Below are 23,768 nucleotides of genomic sequence, written 5' to 3'. Positions count from 1 at the left end.
ATAATCATTATCATTTAAAATGATAAAAAAAAGAACTACACGTTTATAAATGTTTTTTTACTCATTGCACTTTCTCTCCTTCCTTATTTTTAGGTTGTAGTTGATATTGATAATCATTATCATTTAAGTTGATTATAGCAAACTTGTTATCTTCGTCAATAGCTTTTTATATAAAAAAAGGATTTTCCTCAAAATAATTCCTCTTATAGATAATACGATCTCTCGAATTCTTTGTTTTTTATATAAAAAAAGATATTGAATAAGAGTTGGACTCTTGTTCAATATCCTTCTACTTCTATATTAATTTATCTAATATACACTTTAATAGATAGAGACACTTCATCAATAGATAATTTTAGATTGAATGAATCTCCTCTACTAAGACCTGTAATCTTTATATTGTTCGTTCCATTTGATGTAATACGGAATTCATCGTCAATAGTATTTATATTTGAGATAATGGGTTGAATAGGACGTGTTGATCCGTCAAAGAATGTTACTTCTCCAGTAGCTGGATTAAATGATTGATAATCATTACCATATTGATCAATAATTTCGAAACTTCCTACTGCAAGAATATTATTGTATAAATCACTAACCGTTAATTCCAATTCCTCATCAAAACTATCAATATATATGTTCGTGATTTCTTTTCCTCGTATTGAATTATTATCGACTATCTTGAAATTATCATTTGCCTTTACCTCTTTACGAGTTAACTTTAATGTATGTTTAATCGTTTCTCCTGTATCGTTAATTGTTATAACAACCTCAGCCTCTAATTGATCTTCTTCCTCATTTAATACACCGTCAGCTTGTATAGCTTGAAAATTAGCAGTGACTTTTCCTCCATTAATACTTAAATACTCACTATTTGTCGTGATTGTAAATGCACTATAAGGTAATTCCACTTTATGATCATCAATGTAACCAAATACTTTGATATTCGCATCATCTGCTTCTACAATTCTACCATCTTGCGTTATTCCTAATAGATATTCATCGCTTTCAACTTTAAAACGAGATTCCTCAGCTGGTTCCTCTTTTTCAGGATCAGTCACTTTACCTTCATATTTCACATCCACTGTATATGGAATCCCATCAATTTTAAATGCAACAGTTTCTAGTGAATTCTCAATTAACGGTTTTGAAAGCGTCACATTATGTGTCGATTGATCAGATAGAGTTACAAGAAGCTGATTATTTGAAAGTACTTCTACTTGTGCAATAGATAAATTTATATCTTCAATATTTGTAAGTGTGTATAAGAAGGTAGCAAATTGTCCGCGCGTGACTGTCGCTTTAGGATTGAAGAAGGCTACATTCGTTATATCATAGTAATCTAAAACATTAATAGATGGACGCGCTTGGACCGCGGCTTTATTTAAATCTTCTACGCCATTTTGAAATGCTTGATTAGACACATATGTTAAATAATCAAATTCATGAATAGCTGATAACGTATTTACAAGCACGACTGCCATATTTTCACGTGTCATTTGTTCAGAAGGATTCATCTTCCCATTTTCTCCATTAAAGATACCTTTATCCTTTAGTAATGCAGCATATTGAAGAAGCCCATTCTCTGAACTTGTCGATAAATCTGAAAAACGTAAATTCGTTTTGTAATCTGCTGGAACTTTGAAACCATTTTGTACTAAATATCTGCCGACTAGCTTCACAACATCCGAGTTGCTTAATGCTTTGTTCGGTTTGAATGTTCCATCTGGATATCCATATATTAGACCCATATCTACTAATTCTATAATAGCTTTTTCATGTGAGTTTTCCTGTATATCCGAAAAATGAGCTGCACTTGCTATAGTAGGGACTGCCATAAAGGCTGCTGCAATTGTAAGAGCTGCTGTATAGAGACCCTTACTTCTTTTCTTACTTTTCATAATAAATCCTCCAAAAAAATAATATCTTACCTTCTTATGACTATATTAACTTAAATTCAAAGAAATTCATATTTTAACCTCGTCTCTGCCAACAAAATAACGCTAAAAAATAAATCGATTTTTACATCCTATTTCATTACTTACTTTTCTAAACAATGTGATATAATTTCTTTCACAGTTATGAAATTTGTTCATTTAATTCGTTAATTCTAAGTTAGTAAAAATTGAATATATGGAGAGGAATTAAAAAATGTTAACAGAAGTTTCCATTTTACCTGTTCAACCAAGTTACTCTATTAATGGTCATCAAATTTTTGCGGAAGTTTTAAATGAAGCACCTTTAATCGTCAAATTTCAAAATGTCTTAAGTGAAGATGAGTGCAATGCACTAATTGAACGCTCTAAAAATCGATTAAAAAGATCCAAATTAGCGAATCAAGAAGTAAGCGCAATTCGTACAAGTAGTGGGATGTTTTTTGAGGAAAATGAAAGTCCACTAATTGCACAAATTGAACAGCGCATTTCAGCCTTAATGCATTTACCTTTGAAAAATGCGGAGGGTTTACAAGTATTACACTATGAGATTGGACAACAATTCAAGCCTCATTTTGATTACTTTAAAGAAGACAATCCAAAAAGTGAAAACAATCGAATTAGCACCTTAGTCATTTATTTAAATGATGTTGAGGAAGGTGGCGAAACCACTTTTCCTAATCTAAATCTTGCTGTGAAGCCTGAAAAAGGCAGTGCGGTTTATTTTGAATATTTTTATCAAAATCCACATCTCAATGAATTAACACTCCATAGTGGTGAGCCTGTTAAACGGGGAGAAAAATGGATTGCAACACAGTGGATGCGTAGGAAGGCTATAAGAGTTGGTTTTTAACTAAAATCAAAACTAAACTAAACGTACAATCATTTCAAAGTAATTACGATTAATAACATTTTCATAAACAAGAAGCCCTACTGGATTTTTTCCAGTAAGGCTTTTATTTTTAAGGATTGAATTTATTCCTTAAATATTAATAGAAGAAAAGTTAGATAAATAGTATTCTAACCGATCTAAACCTTTTTTAAGTTCTTCCATAGACGATGCGTATGATAATCTAATGTACCCTTCTCCATATTCAGTAAAGGCACTTCCTGGCGTTGCTGCTACCTTTGCTTCACGTAATAGTTTAAGGGCAAAATCTTCAGAGCTTAATCCATATTTCTTTATAGAAGGGAAAATATAAAAAGCTCCCTTAGGATAGGCGACCTGCAATCCCATATCGATAAGTCTTTTGTAAACATAATCTCTTCTTTTGTTGTATTCATTTTTCATCGCCAATACTTCTTCATCATTTGTACCATGCTTTAACGCTTCGATTGCTGCAAATTGACTGATTGATGTTGCACATACAACATTAAAAGAGTGTAGCTTATGCATTTGCTTTGTAATATACGGAGGTGCAAATGTAAACCCAATGCGCCATCCAGTCATAGAATGAGATTTTGAAACACCGTTAATGACAATCGTCTTATCTTTTAATCCGGGATAGGCTGCAATAGAATAATGCTTATCTTCATATACTAGTTCGCTATAAATTTCATCTGAAACAATAAAGATATTTTTGTCTTTTAGTAATTGTCCGATTTCATTAATTTCTTCTTTTGAAAGTACGGTTCCTGTTGGATTAGATGGATATGGTAATACGATACATCGGGTTTTTTCTGTAATGTGTTCTTCAATTAATGAAGCAGTTAATTTAAATCCGGTATTGCTAGTATCCACAAAAACAGGAACAGCATTACACAATCGAATGAGCGGCTCATATCCAGGATAACTTGGTGCTGGTAGGATAACTTCTGTACCTGGTGAAAGAATCGTTCTAAATGCAAGATCAAGAGCTTCACTAGCACCTACTGTTACGATCACTTCATCCTGAGGGTTATATGACAAGCCATAAAGGTTCTGAACATACTCGCTAGCAAGCTCACGAAGCTCTTTTAATCCATTGTTTGTCGTATAACCATGTTTTTCATCTTGTATCGCTCGAATACCGGCATCTTTAATATAACTTGGAGATGGAAAGTCTGGTTGCCCTACTGTTAAGTTCACTACATCCGGTATTTCATTAGCAAGATTAGCGATCTTTCTTATGCCAGATTCCTCTATTTCCACTAATGTCTTATTGAGCAATTCATTCAAATATGTCATACTCATAACTCCTTTTTATTCAGGAGTTGATGTCTATACAATCCACCTGTATAACAGGCATCAACTCTATTCATATGATGATGAATTTTAACTTTATTTATTTTGCAAAAAGTGATTAAACCAAATATTTTATCCGAAAATTTTCCCCGGATTTAAAATATGGTTTTGATCTAGTACTTGTTTAATAGCTTTCATAACATCTAATGCTTTTCCATGTTCATCTTGTTGGTATTTCATTTTACCTAATCCAACTCCGTGTTCACCAGTACATGTGCCTCCAACTGATAAAGCAAATTTGACGATTTGTTCATTTAAATGATTGGCTCTTTTTACTTCATCTGTATTATTCGGATCTAACACAATGCCTGCATGGAAGTTGCCGTCTCCAATATGACCTATAATCCCACCCTGCAATCCTGATTCATCAATGCATGTGCGACTAAACTCTACCGCTTCTGCTAGATTGGATAGTGGGACACAAACATCGGTATTCATTACTTTTTTGCCAGGATTCGTATGTAGCATAATATTTAGATTGTTATGTCTTGCTTCCCAAAGTTTCTTCCTACCGATTGAATCTGTTTCGATATCAAATTGATAGCAACCGAAGTCTTCGAACAATTCTTTTGTTATTTCAATATCTGCATCAACATTTACTTTAGAACCGTGAAATTCTAAAAATAATGTAACATCTTCTGCATAATTAGTTCCGGCTATTTTATTCATATTTCTAATCGATGCTGCTTCGACCAATTCTATTCTTGCAATTGGTACTCCTACTTGAAGCAAGGTTGTAGCTGCTTCAACCGAGTTCTGTAAAGACGAAAATACCGCACGCCCTGCAACAATGACTTCTGGTATTCCATACACTTGAAGGGTAATCTCAGTAAAAACACCTAAAGTCCCTTCAGATCCTACATAAAGCTCTGTTAGACGATAGCCTGAAGAAGATTTTTTTGCTTTGCTTCCTGTATGAATAATACTACCATCTGCCAACACCACTTCTAGGTTGCGGACATTATCCTTCATGGCACCGTAACGAACAGTGGTTGTACCACTTGCATTTGTCGAAGCCATTCCACCTATCGTCGCATCCGCCCCAGGGTCAACAGGGAAAAATAATCCGTGCTTTCCGAGCTCAGCATTTAACTGAAGTCTTGTTACACCTGGCTGTACCGTTACTAATAAATCTTGGGGGTTAATATCGATAATTTTGTTCATTTCTTGAAAATCGATTGAAATACCGCCATGGATTGGAATAGCTTGACCTTCTAAACCAGAGCCTATACCAAAAGGCACAACCGGGACTTTATTTTCATTGGCAAAACGTACAATCTCAGCAACTTCTTTTTTATCTATTGGAAATACTACTACATCCGGAAGATTGGCAGGATGAAACGATTCATCTTGGCTATGATTGAGAAGAACCGTTTCATTCGTACTAACTCGATCTTCTGGTAAGATTTCTTTTAATTGATCTACCAGATTCATAGATTTTATCTCTCCTTCTATAGGATTTATTTACAATCCTTTTGGCAAATTCGTATTAATATAAGTGACATCTCACAAAATGGCCAGGTCTAGCTTCTTTATTTACTGGTACTGCCTGTTTGCATATATCAGTCGCCATTGGGCATCGTGGATGGAATACACATCCTGAAGGTGGATTTAATGGAGAAGGTATTTCACCTTTTAAGATGATTCTTTCTCGTTTCATCGTCGGATTCGGATGCGGTACTGCTGATAATAATGCTTGTGTATATGGATGTAATGGTTCAGCAAATATATTGTCTGTATCTGTATATTCGACGATATTTCCCAAATACATAACGCCAATTTGGTCAGAAATATGGCGAACGACACTAATATCGTGAGCGATAAATAAATAAGTTAGCTTCAAATCCTCCTGAAGATCCCGAAGTAAATTAACGATTTGAGCTTGAGTCGAAACATCAAGTGCTGATACAGGCTCATCACAAACGATAATTTTTGGGTTTAAAATTAAGGCACGAGCCAATACAATTCTTTGTCGTTGTCCACCAGAAAATTCATGGGGATAACGATAATAGTGATCTACATTCAGACCAACTTTGTAAAGAATTTCCATTACTTTTTCTGTACGTTCTGCCTTTGTACCTAATTTATGAATAACTAATGGTTCCTCCAAAATCTCACCAATGCGTTTTCGAGGATTAAGTGAAGAGAACGGATCTTGGAAAACCATTTGCAAATCTTGTCTAGCTTTTCGAAGCTCGTCTCCTTTTAATTGAAAAATATCTTTCCCTTTAAACAATGCAGATCCACTTGTAGGTTCAGTTAATCGTAAAATCGTTCGTCCGGTAGTACTTTTACCACAGCCAGATTCACCAACTAAACCTAAAGTTTTCCCTTCATACAGCTTAAAGGAAACATCATCAACTGCTTTTACAACAGCACTTTTTTGACCTATTTCGTTTTTAACAGGAAAGTGTTTTTTTAGACCTGATACTTCCAGAAGGGGTTCATGATCAAGCGTTAATTGTGTTGTCATATGCTACCTCCCCTTTCTCAATTTTTTCATAATGCCAACATCTTACTTTATGGTTGTCATTGTGAGTCATTAATTCTGGTGGCTTTTCTTTACATAGCTCATCAGCAAATGGACATCTTTCTGCAAATCGACAGCCTTTTGGAATATTATTTAATGAAGGAACGGCACCTTCAATTACGTGTAATTTTTCCGAACGCTCTCCTTCTAAAGTTGGCATGGATTTCATTAACCCTTTTGTATATGGATGCAGTGGTTTTGAGAATAAGGTCTCTACATCTGTTTCCTCAACAATTTGACCAAGATACATGACAATTACTCGAGTACAAACCTCCGCTACAACGCCAAGGTCATGGGTGATGAACATAACGCTCATTTTATATTCCTTATTTAACTGCAAAATTAAATCTAAAATTTGAGCTTGGATGGTTACGTCTAATGCCGTAGTTGGTTCATCAGCTATTAAAACTTTTGGCTTACATGCAAGTGCCATTGCAATCATGACACGTTGTCTCATTCCTCCGGATAATTCATGGGGATATTGCTTTACCCTTTTTTCAGGAGCTGAAATACCGGTTAATCTTAATAATTCTATCGCTTTTTCAGTCGCTTCTTTTTTCGATAATTTTTGATGAATCATCAGTGACTCACTAATTTGAAAACCTATTGTATAAACAGGATTTAGCGAGCTTAATGGATCTTGGAAAATCATCGAAATATCATTCCCACGAATTTCCTGCATTTTATCCATCGGGAGCTTTAATAGGTTCTTACCTTGGAAATTAATCTCTCCCTCATAATCTACTAAATATTTTTCGTCGTATAATCGAAGAATTGATTGAGAGGTTACACTTTTACCGCATCCTGACTCCCCTACAATCCCTAATATTTCCCCTTCTTTTAATTGAAAGTTAATACCATGTAAAGCGGTAACACTACCTCTTTCCGTATGAAAGCTTGTTTTTAGATCTTTCACTTCTAAAATCGCTTGTTGGCTCATGAAAACCCTCCTTTGGTCAGCATTTAAGTATCCTTACTGATAATCCTTTATGATTCGTTACAGGATTTCATTACTTTTTACTATTAGAATGTGGATCTAGGATATCTCGGAGTCCATCACCAAACATATTTAAAGCTAAAATCGCTAATACAATACAAATACCTGGGAACACAACCATCCAAGGTGTATTGAAAATAACCATTTTCCCGTCATATAGGATATTCCCCCAACTTGGTGTTGGTGCTGGAACCCCTGCACCTAAGAAACTTAGTGTTGCTTCTATTAAAATAGCATTCGCAAATACTGAAGTGATTTGAATGATTAATGGTGAAACTACGTTAGGAGCAATGTGCCCCCAAATGATTCTAAAGGACTTTGCACCGATTGCCTTCATCGCTTCAATATAAGTCTCTTCACGTATGACCAATGCTGATGAGCGAACGACACGAGCAACATATGGCGTGTATACAATACTTAATGCAATAATAATATTTTCTGTACTCGGGCCCAGAGCAGCCATTAACGCAATCGCTAATAAAATGGCTGGTATAGCCATGATTCCTTCACAAATGCGCATTAAAACATTATCTAAAAATTTATAGTAACTCGCATATAAACCAATAATTGTGCCTAATATTCCAGCAAAGAACGCTACAGCTAAACCAATAAATAGAGAAATTTGAGCACCAAATATAACGCGAGCTAATAAATCTCGACCTAGATTATCTGTACCAAATAGATAATTCCCACTAGGACCTTGCAAGCGATCTTCTGGATGTATTTCATATGGGTCCAAAGATATAAAAATAGGACCTAATAGAGCCAAAGCAACAATAAACGCAAGTATGATAAAACCCGTTACAGCTTGTTTATTATGAATAAATTTACTATAGGCTAATCGGCGTTGTTCCTTCTTTAACGCCGTTCTTCTTTTACTAAGATCAGATGCTGATTTTACTACGGCTTCCATTTTCTCTCCCTACTTCCTTAGATTTTTATTTATCTAATTTAACCCTTGGATCAATCACACCATATAACAAGTCGACGATAAGATTGATGACAACATATACAAAAGTTACGAATAAAATGATCCCTTGGATTACTGGAAAGTCACGTCTTTCAATGGAGTTCACAACTAATTGTCCAATACCAGGAATATTAAACACCGTTTCAACTACTGCAGCACCAGCGATTAAAATACCAAAATTTTGACCAATAATTGTAATGATAGGTAAAAGCGCATTTCGAAGTGTATGTCTGTAAATGACAATACTTTCTTTTACTCCTTTTGCTCTTGCTGTTTTAATAAAGTTTAAATTCAATACATCCAGCATAGAGGAGCGGGTCATTCTAGCAGTTAAAGCAATATGCATACATCCAAGTGCTAGAGCAGGTAAAATCATGTATCTTAAGTGCTCCCACAGTCCTTCACTTAATTCTTTATATCCTGCTACAGGGAACCATTTTAAAGTAATAGAAAATATTAAAATTAAAAATAATGCTAGTAAAAAACTAGGAATAGCAACACCTATGTATGATAAACCCATAAAGGACTGATCAACATAAGTTCCTCTTCGTCTTGCAGCAAAAATACCAATTGGAATTCCAATTACAATTGCAAATATTTCTGCGAGAATTGCTAATGATAAAGTAGGTCCCAAATGACTCACAATGGAATAGGTTACGTCTTCTTTCATAAAGTAAGAAGTCCCTAAATCACCTTGTAGCACTCCGCCCATCCACGTAAAATATCGTTGGACAAAGGAATCATTAAGTCCCATTTCTTCTCGTAAAGCCTCTACTTGTTCATCTGTTGCCGAATCCCCCAACATAACTTCAGCCGGGTCTCCAGGTGTTAAGTAGATAATCAAATAAACGACTATGGAAACAATTAAGAGTGTTGGTATTAATGAAATTAAACGTTTTAATAAGTACGTTTTCACCTTATTTCCCTCCCCTTTTAAAATGATGAAAAGAAAGAATTTACTTCCCCACAAAAGACTTGTGGGGAAGTAAGAAATTATTCACTTACAGATACGTTATAGAATAAAGGTACTTCAAAATACTTATAGCCTTTTACATCCGTTGTGTAAGCCGAAATTTTATTTGCTGCAAATGTTGTAATAAGTTTTACATCTTCAATTGAATGTGTTTGTAATTCTTCCCAATACATTTTAGCTTCTTCAGTTGTTGGAGCACTTTTAATTTTTGTAAGCAATTCTTTTTGAGTATCTGTTTCTGCACCGTCAAAGTAGCTTTCTGCATAATATAGAAGTTCTACTGGACTTGGTGTTGATGGGAAACTTGTTGTGAAGATATTCCAATCCTGTGGAGAGTTACGAACTTCACTTAAAGCAGTTGCCCAGTCATAAACTAAAAGCTCAACGTTAATACCAACTTTTGCAAGCTGTTCTTTTACATAAACAGCCTCGTTATACATTTGTGGATAATCACGTGTTGTTAAAATGTTAAGCGTTTCGCCATTATATCCACTTTGTTCTACTAATTGTTTTGCTTTCTCTAAATCTTTTTGGTTATGGAATTCTGCACCTGCATCCGTTGCCCAAACTGCATTTAGCTTAGGTAATTGGCTAGGTGTAATTTCATAGTTATCAACTGCTGCTACTGCTGCAAGAGCATCAAGATCTAACGCATAAGCAACTGCTTGTCTTAATTCTTTTGATTGGAACGCTCCTTCTTTACGGTTAAATAAAAGAGTGTAGTTCGCATCAAATGGAGTAATATATTCTAAATCTGGATTAGCCTCAAGTTGAGCTAAATCATCTTGGATAATACCACCAGCAATATCATATTCACCTGTTTGTAATCCTGATAGTTGAGTAGATGGGTCAATTACGATATCAAAGTAAACATCTTTTACTAAAGCTTCCTTTTTACCAGATAAACCACTTGCAGGTGTATCTAAAGCAGCATATTCATCGAATCTTGTGAAATGTAAGTATTGATCTTGTTTCCATTCAACAAATTTGAAAGGACCTGTACCGATGAATTCTTCTACACCAGCTTCTGGAGCTGATTCAACTATTTCCTTTGGCATAATTGCAGCTAAATGTGATGTATTCGCAATAGCTCCTAATGCAAGAGTAGTAGGTTCTGCTAATGTCATCGTTACTGTGTATTCATCGACTTCTGCAAATTGTGGTTCAGTTAACACTGCTCTTGCAGATGAAGATTTTTCTTTCCAACGTTCCATTGAAGCAACAACGTCTTCAGCTTTCATTTCTTCTCCGTTGTGGAACATCACACCATGTCTCAAATTGAAAGTATAAGTTTTTCCATCTTCACTAACATCAACGGATTCCGCTAACATTGGTACCGGTTCGAAGTTTTCATTAAACGCAACTAATGATTCATAAATGACTGAAGCAACTTCACGTGTAACAATCGCATTAGACATTAATGGATCTAGTGTTGGAGGTTGAACGTTACTTGCATAATGTAATTCACCATCTGTTGAAACTGCTGTATCTGTACCTTCTGAGGTATTATCACCTTCACTGCTACTATCACTGCTACCACCACTACATGCAGTAACAATCATTAAAATAGAAAATACCGCTAATAACCATCCGAACTTTTTTATTTTCATATTCATTTCTCCTTAAATATTTAGTTTTTCCATTTAATTTTCCGTAAAGTAGAACTATATTCCAAAAATTTAAAATAAAAAGAATGATACGAGTTTTCAGTCTATTTAAAATGCAAATCTAGGTTTTCTCTTTAAGTAGAAAGAATTAAATTACTATATAAAGGATTTATGTACTTTTTAATGCCATAACTTCCTTCATCCTTGTAGCGATTTTACCGATATGTTCTTCCATTTTCTTTTTAGCAAGCGAGGCTTTTTTCTCTTCTATTGCTTCTAAAATTTCTAAATGCTCTCTAAAAGATATCTCACCAGTTTTCGGTAATTTATAAACGAAAAAATTAAATACACGGTATATTCCAGTATTCATCTCGTATATAATATCTCTTATTTGTTGATTCTTGTTTGCTGATGCTAATAGTAAATGGAAATCACGGTCTAGTTCTAGAAAGAGGTTGAAATTATGATCTAAGGTGGCTTTTTCTTGTTGTTTGATATTTTCTTTTAATTGTTTTAGGAGACTTTCACTGATGTTATCAACTATTTTTTCGATGCTATAAGTCTCGATTAATTGACGAACTTCTAAAGTATGAAGAAAATCCTCTTCTGTAAGATTAGTTACTTTTGAGGGCTTTCCTCTTTGTGCAGTTAGAAAACCTTCTCTTTGAAGTCGACGAAGCGCTTCACGAAGAGGGGTTCGACTAATTCCTAATTTAGCAGCAATTTTTTCCTCAGGTAATTCTGCACCAGGTGCTAGTTCACCAGTAACAATTGCGTCTCTTAAAATTCGAGTTGCTTGGTCTGCCAATAATTCTTTCTCAGTAACCTTTTTAACCATCGTCATTCACACCTCCTTTTGTATACTGTATACAAAAAGTGAAAAACGTATTGATGAAAGATACATCAAAAAAGGTTTGTATACTGTATACTAAATATACTAATAATAAGATTAATAGATTTCAGTATACTGTATACTGATTTGAGCTATATTAACTCATAAGAAACTATTAGAATATCAATGTGTAGTTTTGAAAACTATTTTGATAATTGATTGATTCTCCACAACACCACCTTTTCAATATTCTGAAAAATCGTTAAATTCAATTTACCTATTTTCAAAACAAAAATCAATACCTTTGTTAAAAATTATCACATAAAAATTTTTTTAGTATAAAATTCCGACTTATTAATGTCATAAAAAGTGACATAAATCTATTTTATTACGTTTTCTAAAAGGTTTTTTATAAAAAAATAGACTTTTATAGATTATTTAGGTTTCTGAATATCCATTTCTTGTCCTTATGTATATCTCTTTGATAATAATTTTGAACACCTTCAGCTGTTTATTAAACATTCTGAATTTTGTTGACACTATTAAACTTCAGTGTTATTCTTTTTTTAATTTTCCATTCCAAAAATTTTCCGTATTGTAGATAATATTAAAGAACACTTATTCAAACCTAATAGTTTAAGCTACACATGTTTAGAAAAACTTATAAGAAAAGGTGATCTTATTGAATAGTCTACAATGGAATACTCCAGAAAAATTACGCGCTTTATTATGTGAATTAGTTAGCTGGGAAAGCCGGACACACACTGAAGGTGAACGAAGCTTCCCTTATAAACTACAACAAAAATTAAGAGAATTAACTTATTTCAAGAAACAACCTGAATATTTATCACTAAATCTGGCTGATCACGGTCGAAATTTTGTAACAGCTTTATACAAACATTCCTCAGCAAAAGATACGATTGTTTTGATTAGTCATTTCGATACTGTTCAAACAGAGGAATACGGCGATTTAGAAGAGCTTGCATTTCATCCAGAATTATTAACAAAAGAACTAATGAAACGAAAAGATAATTTAAAAGAGGATGCAAGAATCGATTTAGAATCTGGTGAATATTTGTTTGGCCGAGGAACTATGGATATGAAGATGGGTTTAGCCCTTCATATGTCTCTAATTGAAACGGCAATATCTGAGGATTGGCCTATCAATCTATTATTAGTAACTGTACCCGATGAAGAAGTAAACTCTGCTGGAATGCGTGAAGCTGTTAAAGCATTAGTTTCTTTACGTGATCAGTTTAATCTCTCCTATAAACTATTTTTAAATGGAGAGCCATCCTTCTCACAAAAACCAGGTGATGAAAATTATTATATATACAGTGGATCCATTGGTAAGGTAATGCCTGCTGCTCTTTTCTATGGGAAAGAAACTCATGTTGGTGAACCATTAAAAGGGATGACAGCAAACTATATCGCTTCTTACCTCACTCAATTAATGGAGTGGAATCCACTTTTCAACGAAACAGATCGTGGTGAAAGAACACCATTGCCTGTATCTTTACAACAAAAAGATTTGAAAACACAATATTCAACACAAACGCCATATCGTGCAGTAGCTCTTTACAATGTCTTTTTAATGAAGAAAACTGCTAGCGACATTATGAATTTATTTGAGGAAATTGCTCAAGAGGCTGCTAGAAGATGTAACGAGTCCTATAAAGCATTATGTGAGCATGAACAAGTCGAAGGTATTGGCGAAGTTCGTGTGATAAGATATAAAGATTTATTTACTTATGCCCAAAAGAAATTAGGTAAAGAACAAGTCGAAAAATTAATTAGCGATGTGGAAAGTAATGAGCAATGGGATGAAAGAGAAAAATCCCTTCGTATCGCAGATGGTCTCATGATTCGTTGCAAAGAATTAGCACCAGCAATCATCATATTGTTTGCACCACCATATTACCCAGCTGTTAATTCTTCTGACGATCCGTTAATCAAGGATATTGCACAATATGTAAAAGATCTTGCTTCAAAGGAATTTGATATGAAAGTAAATCAAATCCATTACTTCAATGGACTTTGTGATTTAAGTTATGTAAATTACAACGATGAATCTGATGGTTGGTCTGCCTTTGAAGAAAATACGCCTGTTTGGGGAAATACTTACAGCATCCCATTCAAAGAAATGAGCCAGCTTCAAGCACCTGTATTAAATATAGGGCCATTCGGTAAAGATGCACATCAAAGTACAGAACGACTTCATATTCAAAACGCTTTTGTTCAAACGCCATTAATATTAAAAAGTTTAATTAAGCGTATGATGGAACAACAAGAAGAATCCTCAAATTTTTCAAATGAGGAAACCCTTGTTTAATAAACTAAAATTGGATAAAAGAAGACCTGTTTGATTGATTAGGACAGGTCTTTGACATGTAGTCAAACTCTTAGTAAGAAATTCGAGTTTGGCTATTTTTTTGCAGTTATTCACTGAATTTTTTAATGAACTTCTTTGTCATTTTTATTTGCAATCTTCTTATTTATTCCTCTGTATATTTGTGTTTGCATTGATCCTTGTACTACATGGTCTAAGAACAGATTACCGAGCAGTTTTAAATAATCGTCGTCATCATACATTTTTCTGTTTTGAATTTCCATATCTGCTAGGGCCTCGTATGTTGCAAAAATAGCGTAAGAATAATCATGACCGCTGATAGGAACCAATATTTCAACCGTGTGATCGTACTGATCATTTCTATACTTTTTGATATCCTGTAAATTTTCGATTGCCTCTTTAAACTTTTCTTGTTTAATTTCAAAGGTTTGATAGACATAAACAGGCATTAGCTCTACTCCTTCACTTTTTTTGGCTGAGATGATATTTCAACATTTGTCCTACTTTGGTCAAGCAATGAATAGGATGGTACAGACAAGTTTTCAGTTACTAAAGGAGTTTACAATAATGAATACTTTTCTTGGTTACGTTTTTTTAGGGATTTCCCTTGCTGCCCCAATTGGTCCCATCAACGCAGCACAACTAACAAAAGGAATTAATGGCGGCTTTATGCATGCTTGGCTAGTTGGATTAGGTGCGATGCTAGCAGATGCATTCTATATGTTCATTGTATACTTGGGAGTTTCCCAATTTCTTGAAACACCCTTTATGCAAACATTATTATGGTCTTTCGGTTGTTTTGTTCTGATTTATACGGGTGTTGATAGTATTTTAAGTGCCAAAAAGAAAATAAACATGAAATATTCCAAAGGAAGAACGCTTAAAAAATCATTTCTATATGGATTTTTATTATCCCTCACCAATCCATTATCAATTCTGTTTTGGCTAGGTATTTTTGGTTCTGTACTTGTTGAAACAGTTTCAACTTATGATATGGATCATGTTATTTTATATAGCCTCGCAATTTTTGTCGGATTATTTATATGGGATATTGCGATGGCCTGTATCGCAAGTAGTTTTAGAAAATTACTAAAAGCCAAAGTTCTTGGAGCTATTTCAATTTTATCCGGCATATCGCTAATTGGATTTGGTACTTATTTTGGTGTACAAGCAATAAAATTATTATTTTTTTAGCGCTTTATAAGCCACGTGGAAATTCTCTTTTATGTTTCTTATTTCTTTTTCTCATAAATAAAATAACGATCAACACTAAAACGATAAATAAAATACTTACAAAAAAGCCAATCCGATTCGTTTCATCAACCACAGTTCCACTTACCGCAAGTAAAATAAGGAACATTGCTACAAAACGTTTTATATGATCAAACTTAGTTGCTTTTATCAATTTAGGGAATGAAATTAAAATAAAAAACCAATTGTAAATAAGCATTAATCCAGCAGCAGTTGTAATGTACTCATATACTTGATCTGGCACTAATCTCGAAATAATAATAGAAATAATTAATACAGCAATGGTTAATGCTAATGCAAAAGGCGGTACCTTTAATTTACTTTTCTTAGCAAATAATTTTGGTGCATCACCTTCCTCTGCCATCGTAACGAGCATACTTGTTACAGCAAATAGTGATGCTGCCATTGTAGAAAAGCCTGCAATAATAATCCCCCCAATAAATACATGAGGGAAAAAGGCTAACTGATAATTTGCAAGGGCAATGACAAAAGGACTTTCCTCAGCATTAAACTGATCAAAGGCTGCAAATCCTGAAGCTAAAAAAATCGAGATTAGATAGATAGAGGTTAGCATGATTAACATTACTGTAGTGGACTTAATCACTTCATTTTTGTTTTGAAGTCTCATTGATAGAATGCCCATAATTTCAATACCACCAAAAGCATAAAAACCGAATATAAGTGATGTCCATAAACCGATTATTCCATTTGCGAAAAAATCATTAAGTGATGTAGGTAATGTAAAATCATTTGCACTACCACCAAACGAACCAGAAAGGACAAGAATAGCAAGGATGATGAACATAAAAATAGCAGCTACTTTCATAACTGCGAATATGTTCTCTACTCGCTCAAATCCTTTTGTTCCAATTAAAACAACGATAATTCCAAGTGTTGCGTAAATCGAAGCAAGTATCCAGAGTGGTATATTCGGAAACCAAAAGCGAGTTAAAATGGATAAAGCGGTTAGCTGACTCCCTGAGATGAGCATTTCTGAAAACCAGTACACCCAACCACTACTAAACCCTGCCCATCGTCCGTATGCTTTTTTAGCATAGGATCGAAAAGACCCTTTTTGCGGATCTTGTATGAACATTTTCCCAAGTACTTCTGAGACAAGCATTGCTGTAAGTCCAGCAAGTATAAATGAAAGTATAATGGAAGGTCCTGTTTTAGAAATACCAATTCCCGAACCGAGAAAATAGCCTGTTCCAATGGTACATCCAACACCAATAAGGGAGAGCTGCCACCACTTTAACTTTCCATTACTGTTTTTATCATTTTTCCCTCCTACACGTGCTGGGATCTCCATTAAAAACTCCCTCCCTCAGATTCCTAATTATTATGAGCTTTGGAAGGAAGTTTATGCAGATATAGGATTCTATGATAAGTAAAAGGAGCTATTTAGAAAGAAAATTTTCTAAATAGCTCCTCATGTAGAAAGCAAGTCCATCTTAAATTTTTCGAAAAGATTATGTAAAGAGCTTATTGAGTTTATAACACCTTCGACAAAAAGCTTTTTGTTCGTTCTTCTTTTGGGTTGTTAAAAATTTCAGCTGGTGTTCCTTCCTCAACTAAGTAGCCACCATCCATAAAAATTACACGATGTCCTACTTCACGTGCAAAGCCCATTTCATGAGTTACGATAACCATTGTCATTCCTTCATGGGCAAGGTCAGTCATAACTTTTAATACCTCACCGACCATTTCTGGGTCAAGGGCAGATGTTGGTTCATCAAATAACATCACTTTTGGCTTCATAGCTAAGGCACGAGCAATGGCAACACGTTGCTGTTGTCCTCCTGAAAGCTGATCAGGATAATTATTTTCTTTATCTTGCAGTCCGACCTTTTTCAGTAATTCTCGCGCTACTTTTTCACTTTCTTGCTTGCTTTGCTTTAATACCTGTATAGGACCAATCGTAATGTTCTCCATAATAGTTAAATGTTTAAACAAATTAAATTGCTGGAAACACATACCGACATTTTGTCTTAATTGATGAATATTTGTTTTTGGGTTCGTTAATTCTAAACCAGCGATTTCAATTTTTCCGCTCGTTACTGTCTCAAGACCATTTAAGCAACGTAAGAAAGTACTTTTGCCACTTCCAGAAGGACCAATAACTACGACTACTTCTTGATTTTCAACTTTTGTACTAATACCTTTTAAAATCTCATTGTTCCCAAATGACTTGTGAAGGTTTTCAACGTTTATCAACTTGCAGCCTCCTTTCTAGATAGCCAGCGAATTGTGAAACCACAAAAATAATAACAAAATAAATAACCCCTATGATGAGCCAAATGGAGAATGGTTCAAATGTATTCGAAATGATAATTTGTCCTCTAAACACTAAATCAATAATTCCAATTGGTGCGAGTAAGGATGTATCTTTAATTGTTTGAGCTGACTGGTTAACAAGAGGTGGAATCATACGTTTAAATGCTTGTGGTAATACAATAAAACGCATTGTTTGGAAATCCGTCATTCCAATACTTGCTGCTGCCTCTTTTTGTCCTCGATCAACTCCAAGAATTCCTGCGCGGATGATTTCTGAAATATAAGCCCCCTCATGCAATGCCAGTGTTAAGGTTGCTGCAATAATTGGATAAGCTTTTTGTCCAAACCATTCATTTAATGGCAGAAGTCCAGTTAAACCAAAAACAATAAAGAATAACTGTACTAGTAAAGGTGTAGACCTGAAAACTTCAATATATACGGATGCTAAGCCACGCAATACTTTTGACTTTGATAGTTTCATTAAAGCTGCGATTAATCCGAAAACGACTGCAAGGACAATAGCCGCGATAGAATAATAGATTGTTAGCTTAAGACCTTCCATAAGCATAGGAAAGTTCTCCCAAATCACTTCAAAATTCATTGTTCTCCCTTCTTTCTTTATTTATTGTGTACAACTAATCTAGGAAGTTAATAAGACGATTAAAAGAAATTGACTAGAGGTCAATTTCTTTTAATCGAAATCTCGTAAACTATTTAATTTTTTAGGAAATATAATATTCCCACTTCATTAACGGTCAATAACTACATCCTCAGGTTTTACTACACCATCGATGAAACCATTCTTTTCGCCACTTAAATATTCATCAAATAATTTTTCGTATTCGCCATTATCTTGGAGTTTAGCCAATCCATCATTAATTTTTTGCAGAATTTCTTCTTTTTCTTTACTGATAGCGATACCATAATGTTCACCAGCTAAAATGTCACCAACAATTTGTGCTTTTGTTTCTTGAGTTTGGATATAGTTAATGTTTGATGGGTGATCATAAAGAATTGCATCAACGCCACCATTTTCAAGAGCAATGTAAGCAGTAGCAATGTCAGCATATTGCTTAATATTTTGATCATCTATACCATTTTCTACCATATAATTGTATGATGAAGTACCTTTTTGGATACCAATTAGTTTTCCATCTAAATCTTCAAAGCTATTAATTCCAGAGTCAGGATTAGCTAGAATAGAAAGTCCTGATTCATAATACGCATTTGAGAAGTTTACACTATCCATTCGTGTGCTAGTAATTGAAAGCGCCCCAACTACTACGTCAATTTGTCCCGCTTTTAACGCAGGGATTAGTCCATCGAATTGTAAAACAGAAAATTCAACATCAAAACCTTCTACTTCAGCAATTTTCTCAATTAACGCAATGTCAAACCCTGTTAGTTCACCATCTACCTCTGATTCAAATGGTGGATAAGTTGGACTTGTACCAACACGTACAACTAATTTTTCTGAATCGCCAGATGTGGAATCTGCCGAGCCCCCTGTGTTTTCCGTGGAATTCCCAGTAGAACCACAAGCTGCTAAAAGCAATACACATCCAATTACTAGTAAAAACTTAAAAAAATAAGATTTTTTCATTTTTCTTTCCCCCCTAAATATTAAACCTGGCATAAAACCAATTTAAAATTTCTCTTTTTAGCATCCTTCATTCTGTCGAAGCGCATAGAATTTTCATGACAGACTTATTAGAATATTTTAAAAAGTGAAACTATCACTATTATAATAGTTCTTGTTTATACTTTTCAACAATTAGTTTTTTAGAAAAATAATAATAGTATAAAATTACAGATTATTTACAAAATTCAGATTTTTGATTTTTACAAAGACAGAGCTCAAATCCGATGAATAAATATGTATACAACAATAATGAAAAATCACTCAATAAAAACGATTATTTACGCTGTTTCTAATTAATAACCTTTCATTGTTACAGTATTAACATACAATTCTTAAGAATATTCATAAATATAGTTTAAACTCTATTGTATATTTATGCAATTAAAATTTTTATTTTCATATAGATTTTTTTAAAGTTATTCATTCCACCATAAACTAAAATAGTACTACCCGCATCATACTTACCATACAAATTAAATTAGCAATATTATTATATTGATAAATTCATCAGGTGTTTCATAGCATTTTAATGAAATAGTTTTTTCAAACAAAATTCGCGTCTATTTTTTCTGATTTTTCCGACTTTTCCATCTCTAAAACCATCAATATATCCTTTGCAATTCGACAAAATACAATTATGATCGATAAGATATTGCTATCTACTAGCTCTGTTTTAAGTAATTGAAAAAGCCTATAATAGTTTCCTTTTTTACTTTTCTTATATCTTCTTCAGTAGTAATATCAGAAACTAAAATAGGCTTTTTTTATTTAAACCAAAACTTGATTTATTTCCCCTTAGAAACTGTAGCCACTTTTAAATCTTTTACAGTGTTGGCTAACATAGGGAAGCCATCAATATGACACTCAACACTGTCGCCATCACTAATCACGACTGCACCAGGTGTTCCTGTAGAAATAATATCTCCTGGTAAAAGCGTCATCACCTTCGAATGGAACGAAACTAAATACCAAGGCTTAAATGTCATATTAGAAACAATATTTGAGCGATGTTCAAGACCGTTAATAACTGTTGTTACCCTCAGAGCGTTCACATCGCTTACTTCGTCGGGTGTTATTAAACATGGACCAAAGCTAAAAAATGTATCAAAACTTTTAGATCTAGTTAAATATCTTGGATTTCTTTGTAAAATATCTTCTGTCGTCATGTCAATAATCGTTGTGTAACCTGCAATCACGTAAGGTGCTTCTTCTTCTGAAACATTTTTAGTCTTCTTCCCAATGATCAATCCTAGTTCAGCCTCAGCGGTTGTCCGTTCGGATTGCACAGGTATTTGAATTTCATCCCCAGGTCCAATGATTGTCGTATCAGGTTTTAAGAAACTAGCTGGCTCCGTATCTGGTGCTTTCTCACTTAAATCTGCTGCATGTTCAACATAATTTAAGCCGATTCCCCAAATCTTACGTGGATGGCGATAAAGAGGACCAAATTTAACGTTTGTTATAGGAATTAAATATTTCTCTAATTCTCCAATATTAGAGAAAACGTTTTCATTAAACCAGGCTGTGAGCTCTTCCAACTGTTCTTTTTGAATCATTTCAAAAATGCTTGTTTCCCAATTTGTTTTAAAATGTTTGTTCGCATCTTCAACTAGTAATACATTTTCATTTATAACAAATGCTGCAATTTCCCGATCTTGACGTTGAACAGTAGCTAATTTCATGTAATACCTTCCTTCTATTAAATTAGTAAATTATTATTTTAATATGGTCTGACCATATTAAATCAAAATTATAGTAACATATCCATTTTTTTCTGTAAATTAACTTTTTAACTTTTCGGAAAATTCAATGTTCATCTATTTCGTTCTAATTTAATTTTGGAAGGCATCTTAAACCAAATCAACATTTATCATTTTCAATCTATAAATCATTACTCCAAATTTTTGTTTCGTTGTTAAGTAGATGATTTCGCATGGCAATACGTGCTGTTTCTTCATCATTTGATTTTAATGCATTCAAAATAGCCTGGTGTTCTGTATGAGCTTCTTGTAAATAGTGGTTAGACAAACGGTGGGATTGAATTTTACTAATTTTGATTGCTTCAAAGTAATGTGGTGCAATGACATCAAACATGGTTTCATAAAAGGAGTTACCTGTTGCTAATATGATTAAGTAATGAAATCTATAATCTTCTTCGATTCCTACTCCACCATTATTATTTGTTTCAATCAGTTCTCTATGAGCATTCTCTATTGCTTGTAATTGTTCTTCTGTAGCTCGCTGTGCTGCAAGGGCTACAGCTTCTACTTCAATTCCTCTTCGAAACTCAAGAACTTCTTGTAACGTTTGCTTCTGCATTTTCAACTGTTGAGTAACCGTCTCTAACAAATCCGAGGAATTATGTTCTTTTATAATACTCCCAACGCCCGCTTTTTTCTCAATTATTCCTTTTGCAGCTAATACACTTAAGGCTTCACGAATCGCTGTCTTACTTACACCGAAAATCCTGACCATTTCATTTTCTGTTGGTAATTTATCACCAGGTTGTAGGCCATGTTCATCAACAAATCGAATAATATGATTCGTAATTTCCTCATAAAGGTTTCTTTTCTTAATATTTCTAAAATCCATTTTCAAACCTCCTTCGATATATGGTAATTTATAGTTACTAAAAGTATACTATAAAATATTACTTTATCCTTTTAGCATTAAAAATAATAAGGGTGACGAATATGAATGAAAACATGCGTTACATAGTAAAGAAATTACCAAAAATGTATCAACAGATTATTAGTCAAATAATCGACTATATAGAACAAAAAAATCTTTCTGCAGGAGATCGAATTCCAACAGAAAGAGAAATAAGTGAAATGCTAAAGGTCAGCCGCGCTTCTGTACGTGAAGCTATTCGTAGTCTAGAACTTCTAGGTTATGTAGTGTCAAAGCAAGGCGAAGGGACGTATATTGCAAATCCACCTGCTTTTGTCATCCCTGCACGATCCTTTGACCATCGAATATCAGACAAAGCCTCGGACCATTATTTTGAAATTTTTATAATGTGCATTGAAAAGATAAGTATAACTTTACAAATGAAACAAGTAGCCCCACCTGAAGAAAACAGCAACCTCAATTTTTGGAGTAGCTGTTTCAATTGGATTCAAGATTATAAGATAGAAATAGAGAATGAAGAATTGCTTTCGCTTTTAACACAGCTATATCATTTGTTAATGGAAAATGGCAATCTGGTTAATAAACCTACGCCTATTTTAAGTAATTTTAATTCAGCTTATAGATTAGGTTCTAATGAGCTCAATCATTTTTTTCAGAAGTATGTCAGTTTATAGGACTACCCCACTTAATGCTCTGATGAGATGTTTGAAGTGGGAGTCTTCTATCGAGAAATGATAAATAGAAAAGATAATTGTAATTCTACAATGGCCTCGGACTATTTTAAAGAAACGATAGAATTCTCTGGATAAATTCCAATGAAGTCAATAAAACTATTTAATAATTCTTTATTATATAGATGTGATTCATTATATAAAATATCAATAGCATGTGAGACAGCAACCACTTCTTCATAAGACCTACGTAATGTAATGACAGAATATCTATCAATTATTTTCAGGATTTGAACTTCTTTTGGTAATTCCTCGTCCTCTAGTTCCTCTCGATATCCGGAGCCAGTGATACGTTCATACTGTGATTTAGCCATGTATATTACTTTTTCAAGACCTATTTGTTTGAGTAGATCGTAGCCTTTTTCTAACTGCTTCTGTACAATAAGGATCTCTTTTTTTGTCAGTTTCCCCTCTTTTTTTAATAGGTGTACTGGGGTATATAGTTTTCCAATGTCATGAAATAAAAAGCCTATTGCGATGTCTTCTATGTTTGGGATACCTTCTTTCCTACAAAATAAGGTAGAAAGTGTGAAAACATCTATCATATGATAATAGGTGTACTTACCAAGCTCTTTAAATTTTAATAAATATTGATAGTAAATCGGATTTTTCATATACTCTATGAATAAATCTTCCACATAATATACATCTTCTTCTTTCCTAAAAACATTTCCGTAGCGTGTTTCCGAACACAAAAATCCTATTATTTTGTAAAACTCGATCTGTAGTTCTGATATATTCGTTACCCTCTTTTCTGTTAATGTCTTATTATTATTTATTTAACTTACTTTGTGAAGGTTCTGGTTGAAATTTCTCTTT

21 protein-coding genes are annotated in these 23,768 nt (G+C 33.8%); 4 read left to right on the top strand and 17 right to left on the bottom strand.

The window, feature by feature from the left end; genetic code table 11:
* Window positions 1-305: 305 nt before the first annotated feature.
* The gene (locus tag CD30_RS19405; protein WP_052126044.1) at window positions 306-1,901 is read right to left on the bottom strand and encodes an S-layer homology domain-containing protein; all 1,596 of its coding nucleotides are present in this window, start codon (window positions 1,899-1,901) and stop codon (window positions 306-308) included.
* A 250-nt stretch (window positions 1,902-2,151) separates the two neighbouring features.
* Between CD30_RS19405 and CD30_RS04605 the strand changes: the two genes are divergently transcribed.
* On the top strand, window positions 2,152-2,787 hold the full coding sequence (locus CD30_RS04605) for a 2OG-Fe(II) oxygenase (protein ID WP_036173053.1): 636 nt from the start codon (window positions 2,152-2,154) through the stop codon (window positions 2,785-2,787).
* 129 nt (window positions 2,788-2,916) lie between these two features.
* On the opposite strand, the gene CD30_RS04600 is transcribed toward CD30_RS04605, so the two are convergent.
* From CD30_RS04600 to CD30_RS04565, 8 genes are all read right to left on the bottom strand, one after another.
* Window positions 2,917-4,092 carry an aminotransferase A gene (locus CD30_RS04600; RefSeq protein ID WP_088350716.1) on the bottom strand — a complete coding sequence of 392 codons (1,176 nt, stop codon included), beginning with the start codon at window positions 4,090-4,092 and terminating at the stop codon, window positions 2,917-2,919.
* Between the two features lie 138 nt (window positions 4,093-4,230).
* Window positions 4,231-5,592, bottom strand: coding sequence for an FAD-binding oxidoreductase (locus CD30_RS04595; RefSeq protein WP_036173048.1), 1,362 nt, complete (start codon window positions 5,590-5,592; stop codon window positions 4,231-4,233).
* A gap of 55 nt (window positions 5,593-5,647) precedes the next feature.
* Entirely contained in the window at window positions 5,648-6,631 is a 984-nt protein-coding gene (locus CD30_RS04590; RefSeq protein WP_036173045.1) for an ABC transporter ATP-binding protein, read from the bottom strand.
* On the bottom strand, window positions 6,609-7,628 hold the full coding sequence (locus tag CD30_RS04585) for an ABC transporter ATP-binding protein (RefSeq protein WP_036173041.1): 1,020 nt from the start codon (window positions 7,626-7,628) through the stop codon (window positions 6,609-6,611). Before CD30_RS04585 ends, CD30_RS04590 begins: the two co-directional genes overlap by 23 nt.
* Before the next feature lie 70 nt (window positions 7,629-7,698).
* The gene (locus CD30_RS04580; protein WP_036173038.1) at window positions 7,699-8,598 is read right to left on the bottom strand and encodes an ABC transporter permease; all 900 of its coding nucleotides are present in this window, start codon (window positions 8,596-8,598) and stop codon (window positions 7,699-7,701) included.
* 25 nt (window positions 8,599-8,623) lie between these two features.
* Window positions 8,624-9,571, bottom strand: coding sequence for an ABC transporter permease (locus CD30_RS04575; protein WP_036173035.1), 948 nt, complete (start codon window positions 9,569-9,571; stop codon window positions 8,624-8,626).
* Between the two features lie 77 nt (window positions 9,572-9,648).
* Window positions 9,649-11,238: an ABC transporter substrate-binding protein gene (locus CD30_RS04570; protein ID WP_036173032.1), complete on the bottom strand. Its 1,590-nt coding sequence runs from the start codon at window positions 11,236-11,238 to the stop codon at window positions 9,649-9,651.
* Between the two features lie 166 nt (window positions 11,239-11,404).
* A complete protein-coding gene (locus CD30_RS04565) occupies window positions 11,405-12,079 on the bottom strand; it encodes a GntR family transcriptional regulator (protein ID WP_052126043.1) in 675 nt (224 codons plus the stop codon).
* A 670-nt stretch (window positions 12,080-12,749) separates the two neighbouring features.
* On the opposite strand from CD30_RS04565, the gene CD30_RS04560 reads away from it, so the two are divergent.
* Window positions 12,750-14,399 carry a M20/M25/M40 family metallo-hydrolase gene (locus tag CD30_RS04560; RefSeq protein ID WP_036173029.1) on the top strand — a complete coding sequence of 550 codons (1,650 nt, stop codon included), beginning with the start codon at window positions 12,750-12,752 and terminating at the stop codon, window positions 14,397-14,399.
* 122 nt (window positions 14,400-14,521) lie between these two features.
* Here CD30_RS04560 and CD30_RS04555 read toward each other — a convergent pair whose 3' ends face one another.
* Complete coding sequence (locus CD30_RS04555) at window positions 14,522-14,866, bottom strand: hypothetical protein (RefSeq protein WP_036173026.1); 345 nt, start codon at window positions 14,864-14,866, stop codon at window positions 14,522-14,524.
* A gap of 118 nt (window positions 14,867-14,984) precedes the next feature.
* Here CD30_RS04555 and CD30_RS04550 point away from each other — a divergent pair, with 118 nt between their 5' ends.
* Window positions 14,985-15,611 carry a LysE family translocator gene (locus CD30_RS04550; RefSeq protein ID WP_036173023.1) on the top strand — a complete coding sequence of 209 codons (627 nt, stop codon included), beginning with the start codon at window positions 14,985-14,987 and terminating at the stop codon, window positions 15,609-15,611.
* A 4-nt stretch (window positions 15,612-15,615) separates the two neighbouring features.
* Here CD30_RS04550 and CD30_RS04545 read toward each other — a convergent pair whose 3' ends face one another.
* From CD30_RS04545 to CD30_RS04520, 6 genes are all read right to left on the bottom strand, one after another.
* A complete protein-coding gene (locus tag CD30_RS04545; protein WP_036173019.1) occupies window positions 15,616-16,980 on the bottom strand; it encodes an amino acid permease in 1,365 nt (454 codons plus the stop codon).
* Window positions 16,981-17,162: 182 nt separating this feature from the next.
* Entirely contained in the window at window positions 17,163-17,885 is a 723-nt protein-coding gene (locus CD30_RS04540) for an amino acid ABC transporter ATP-binding protein (RefSeq protein WP_036173015.1), read from the bottom strand.
* Window positions 17,872-18,546 (bottom strand): amino acid ABC transporter permease, encoded by a 675-nt coding sequence (locus CD30_RS04535; RefSeq protein ID WP_036173012.1) that lies wholly within the window; start codon window positions 18,544-18,546, stop codon window positions 17,872-17,874. The genes CD30_RS04540 and CD30_RS04535 overlap by 14 nt, the downstream gene beginning before the upstream one ends.
* Before the next feature lie 147 nt (window positions 18,547-18,693).
* A complete protein-coding gene (locus CD30_RS04530; RefSeq protein ID WP_052126042.1) occupies window positions 18,694-19,548 on the bottom strand; it encodes a transporter substrate-binding domain-containing protein in 855 nt (284 codons plus the stop codon).
* An 824-nt stretch (window positions 19,549-20,372) separates the two neighbouring features.
* On the bottom strand, window positions 20,373-21,269 hold the full coding sequence (locus tag CD30_RS04525; protein ID WP_036173009.1) for a fumarylacetoacetate hydrolase family protein: 897 nt from the start codon (window positions 21,267-21,269) through the stop codon (window positions 20,373-20,375).
* 199 nt (window positions 21,270-21,468) lie between these two features.
* The gene (locus tag CD30_RS04520) at window positions 21,469-22,179 is read right to left on the bottom strand and encodes a FadR/GntR family transcriptional regulator (RefSeq protein WP_036173007.1); all 711 of its coding nucleotides are present in this window, start codon (window positions 22,177-22,179) and stop codon (window positions 21,469-21,471) included.
* A 101-nt stretch (window positions 22,180-22,280) separates the two neighbouring features.
* Here CD30_RS04520 and CD30_RS04515 point away from each other — a divergent pair, with 101 nt between their 5' ends.
* Window positions 22,281-22,892, top strand: coding sequence for a FadR/GntR family transcriptional regulator (locus tag CD30_RS04515; RefSeq protein ID WP_036173003.1), 612 nt, complete (start codon window positions 22,281-22,283; stop codon window positions 22,890-22,892).
* A 101-nt stretch (window positions 22,893-22,993) separates the two neighbouring features.
* Here the strand turns inward: CD30_RS04515 and CD30_RS04510 are convergent, their stop codons facing one another.
* On the bottom strand, window positions 22,994-23,587 hold the full coding sequence (locus tag CD30_RS04510; protein ID WP_036173000.1) for an HD-GYP domain-containing protein: 594 nt from the start codon (window positions 23,585-23,587) through the stop codon (window positions 22,994-22,996).
* Window positions 23,588-23,768: the final 181 nt, after the last annotated feature.

Source organism: Ureibacillus massiliensis 4400831 = CIP 108448 = CCUG 49529 (assembly GCF_000772965.1).
In the GTDB taxonomy this organism is placed as follows: domain Bacteria; phylum Bacillota; class Bacilli; order Bacillales_A; family Planococcaceae; genus Ureibacillus; species Ureibacillus massiliensis.
This window is presented reverse-complemented; position numbering and strand designations above follow the sequence as displayed.

Excerpts from the sequence above, each read along its gene's own strand:
- CD30_RS04580 (WP_036173038.1), bottom strand. The coding sequence starts at position 8,598 with ATGGAAGCCGTAGTAAAATCAGCATCTGATCTTAGTAAAAGAAGAACG.
- CD30_RS04565 (WP_052126043.1), bottom strand. The coding sequence starts at position 12,079 with ATGACGATGGTTAAAAAGGTTACTGAGAAAGAATTATTGGCAGACCAA.
- CD30_RS04570 (WP_036173032.1), bottom strand. The coding sequence starts at position 11,238 with ATGAAAATAAAAAAGTTCGGATGGTTATTAGCGGTATTTTCTATTTTA.
- CD30_RS04550 (WP_036173023.1), top strand. The coding sequence starts at position 14,985 with ATGAATACTTTTCTTGGTTACGTTTTTTTAGGGATTTCCCTTGCTGCC.
- CD30_RS04590 (WP_036173045.1), bottom strand. The coding sequence starts at position 6,631 with ATGACAACACAATTAACGCTTGATCATGAACCCCTTCTGGAAGTATCA.
- CD30_RS19405 (WP_052126044.1), bottom strand. The coding sequence starts at position 1,901 with ATGAAAAGTAAGAAAAGAAGTAAGGGTCTCTATACAGCAGCTCTTACA.
- CD30_RS04545 (WP_036173019.1), bottom strand. The coding sequence starts at position 16,980 with ATGGAGATCCCAGCACGTGTAGGAGGGAAAAATGATAAAAACAGTAAT.
- CD30_RS04520 (WP_036173007.1), bottom strand. The coding sequence starts at position 22,179 with ATGGATTTTAGAAATATTAAGAAAAGAAACCTTTATGAGGAAATTACG.
- CD30_RS04595 (WP_036173048.1), bottom strand. The coding sequence starts at position 5,592 with ATGAATCTGGTAGATCAATTAAAAGAAATCTTACCAGAAGATCGAGTT.
- CD30_RS04585 (WP_036173041.1), bottom strand. The coding sequence starts at position 7,628 with ATGAGCCAACAAGCGATTTTAGAAGTGAAAGATCTAAAAACAAGCTTT.
- CD30_RS04605 (WP_036173053.1), top strand. The coding sequence starts at position 2,152 with ATGTTAACAGAAGTTTCCATTTTACCTGTTCAACCAAGTTACTCTATT.
- CD30_RS04555 (WP_036173026.1), bottom strand. The coding sequence starts at position 14,866 with ATGCCTGTTTATGTCTATCAAACCTTTGAAATTAAACAAGAAAAGTTT.
- CD30_RS04535 (WP_036173012.1), bottom strand. The coding sequence starts at position 18,546 with ATGAATTTTGAAGTGATTTGGGAGAACTTTCCTATGCTTATGGAAGGT.
- CD30_RS04525 (WP_036173009.1), bottom strand. The coding sequence starts at position 21,269 with ATGAAATTAGCTACTGTTCAACGTCAAGATCGGGAAATTGCAGCATTT.
- CD30_RS04530 (WP_052126042.1), bottom strand. The coding sequence starts at position 19,548 with ATGAAAAAATCTTATTTTTTTAAGTTTTTACTAGTAATTGGATGTGTA.
- CD30_RS04515 (WP_036173003.1), top strand. The coding sequence starts at position 22,281 with ATGAATGAAAACATGCGTTACATAGTAAAGAAATTACCAAAAATGTAT.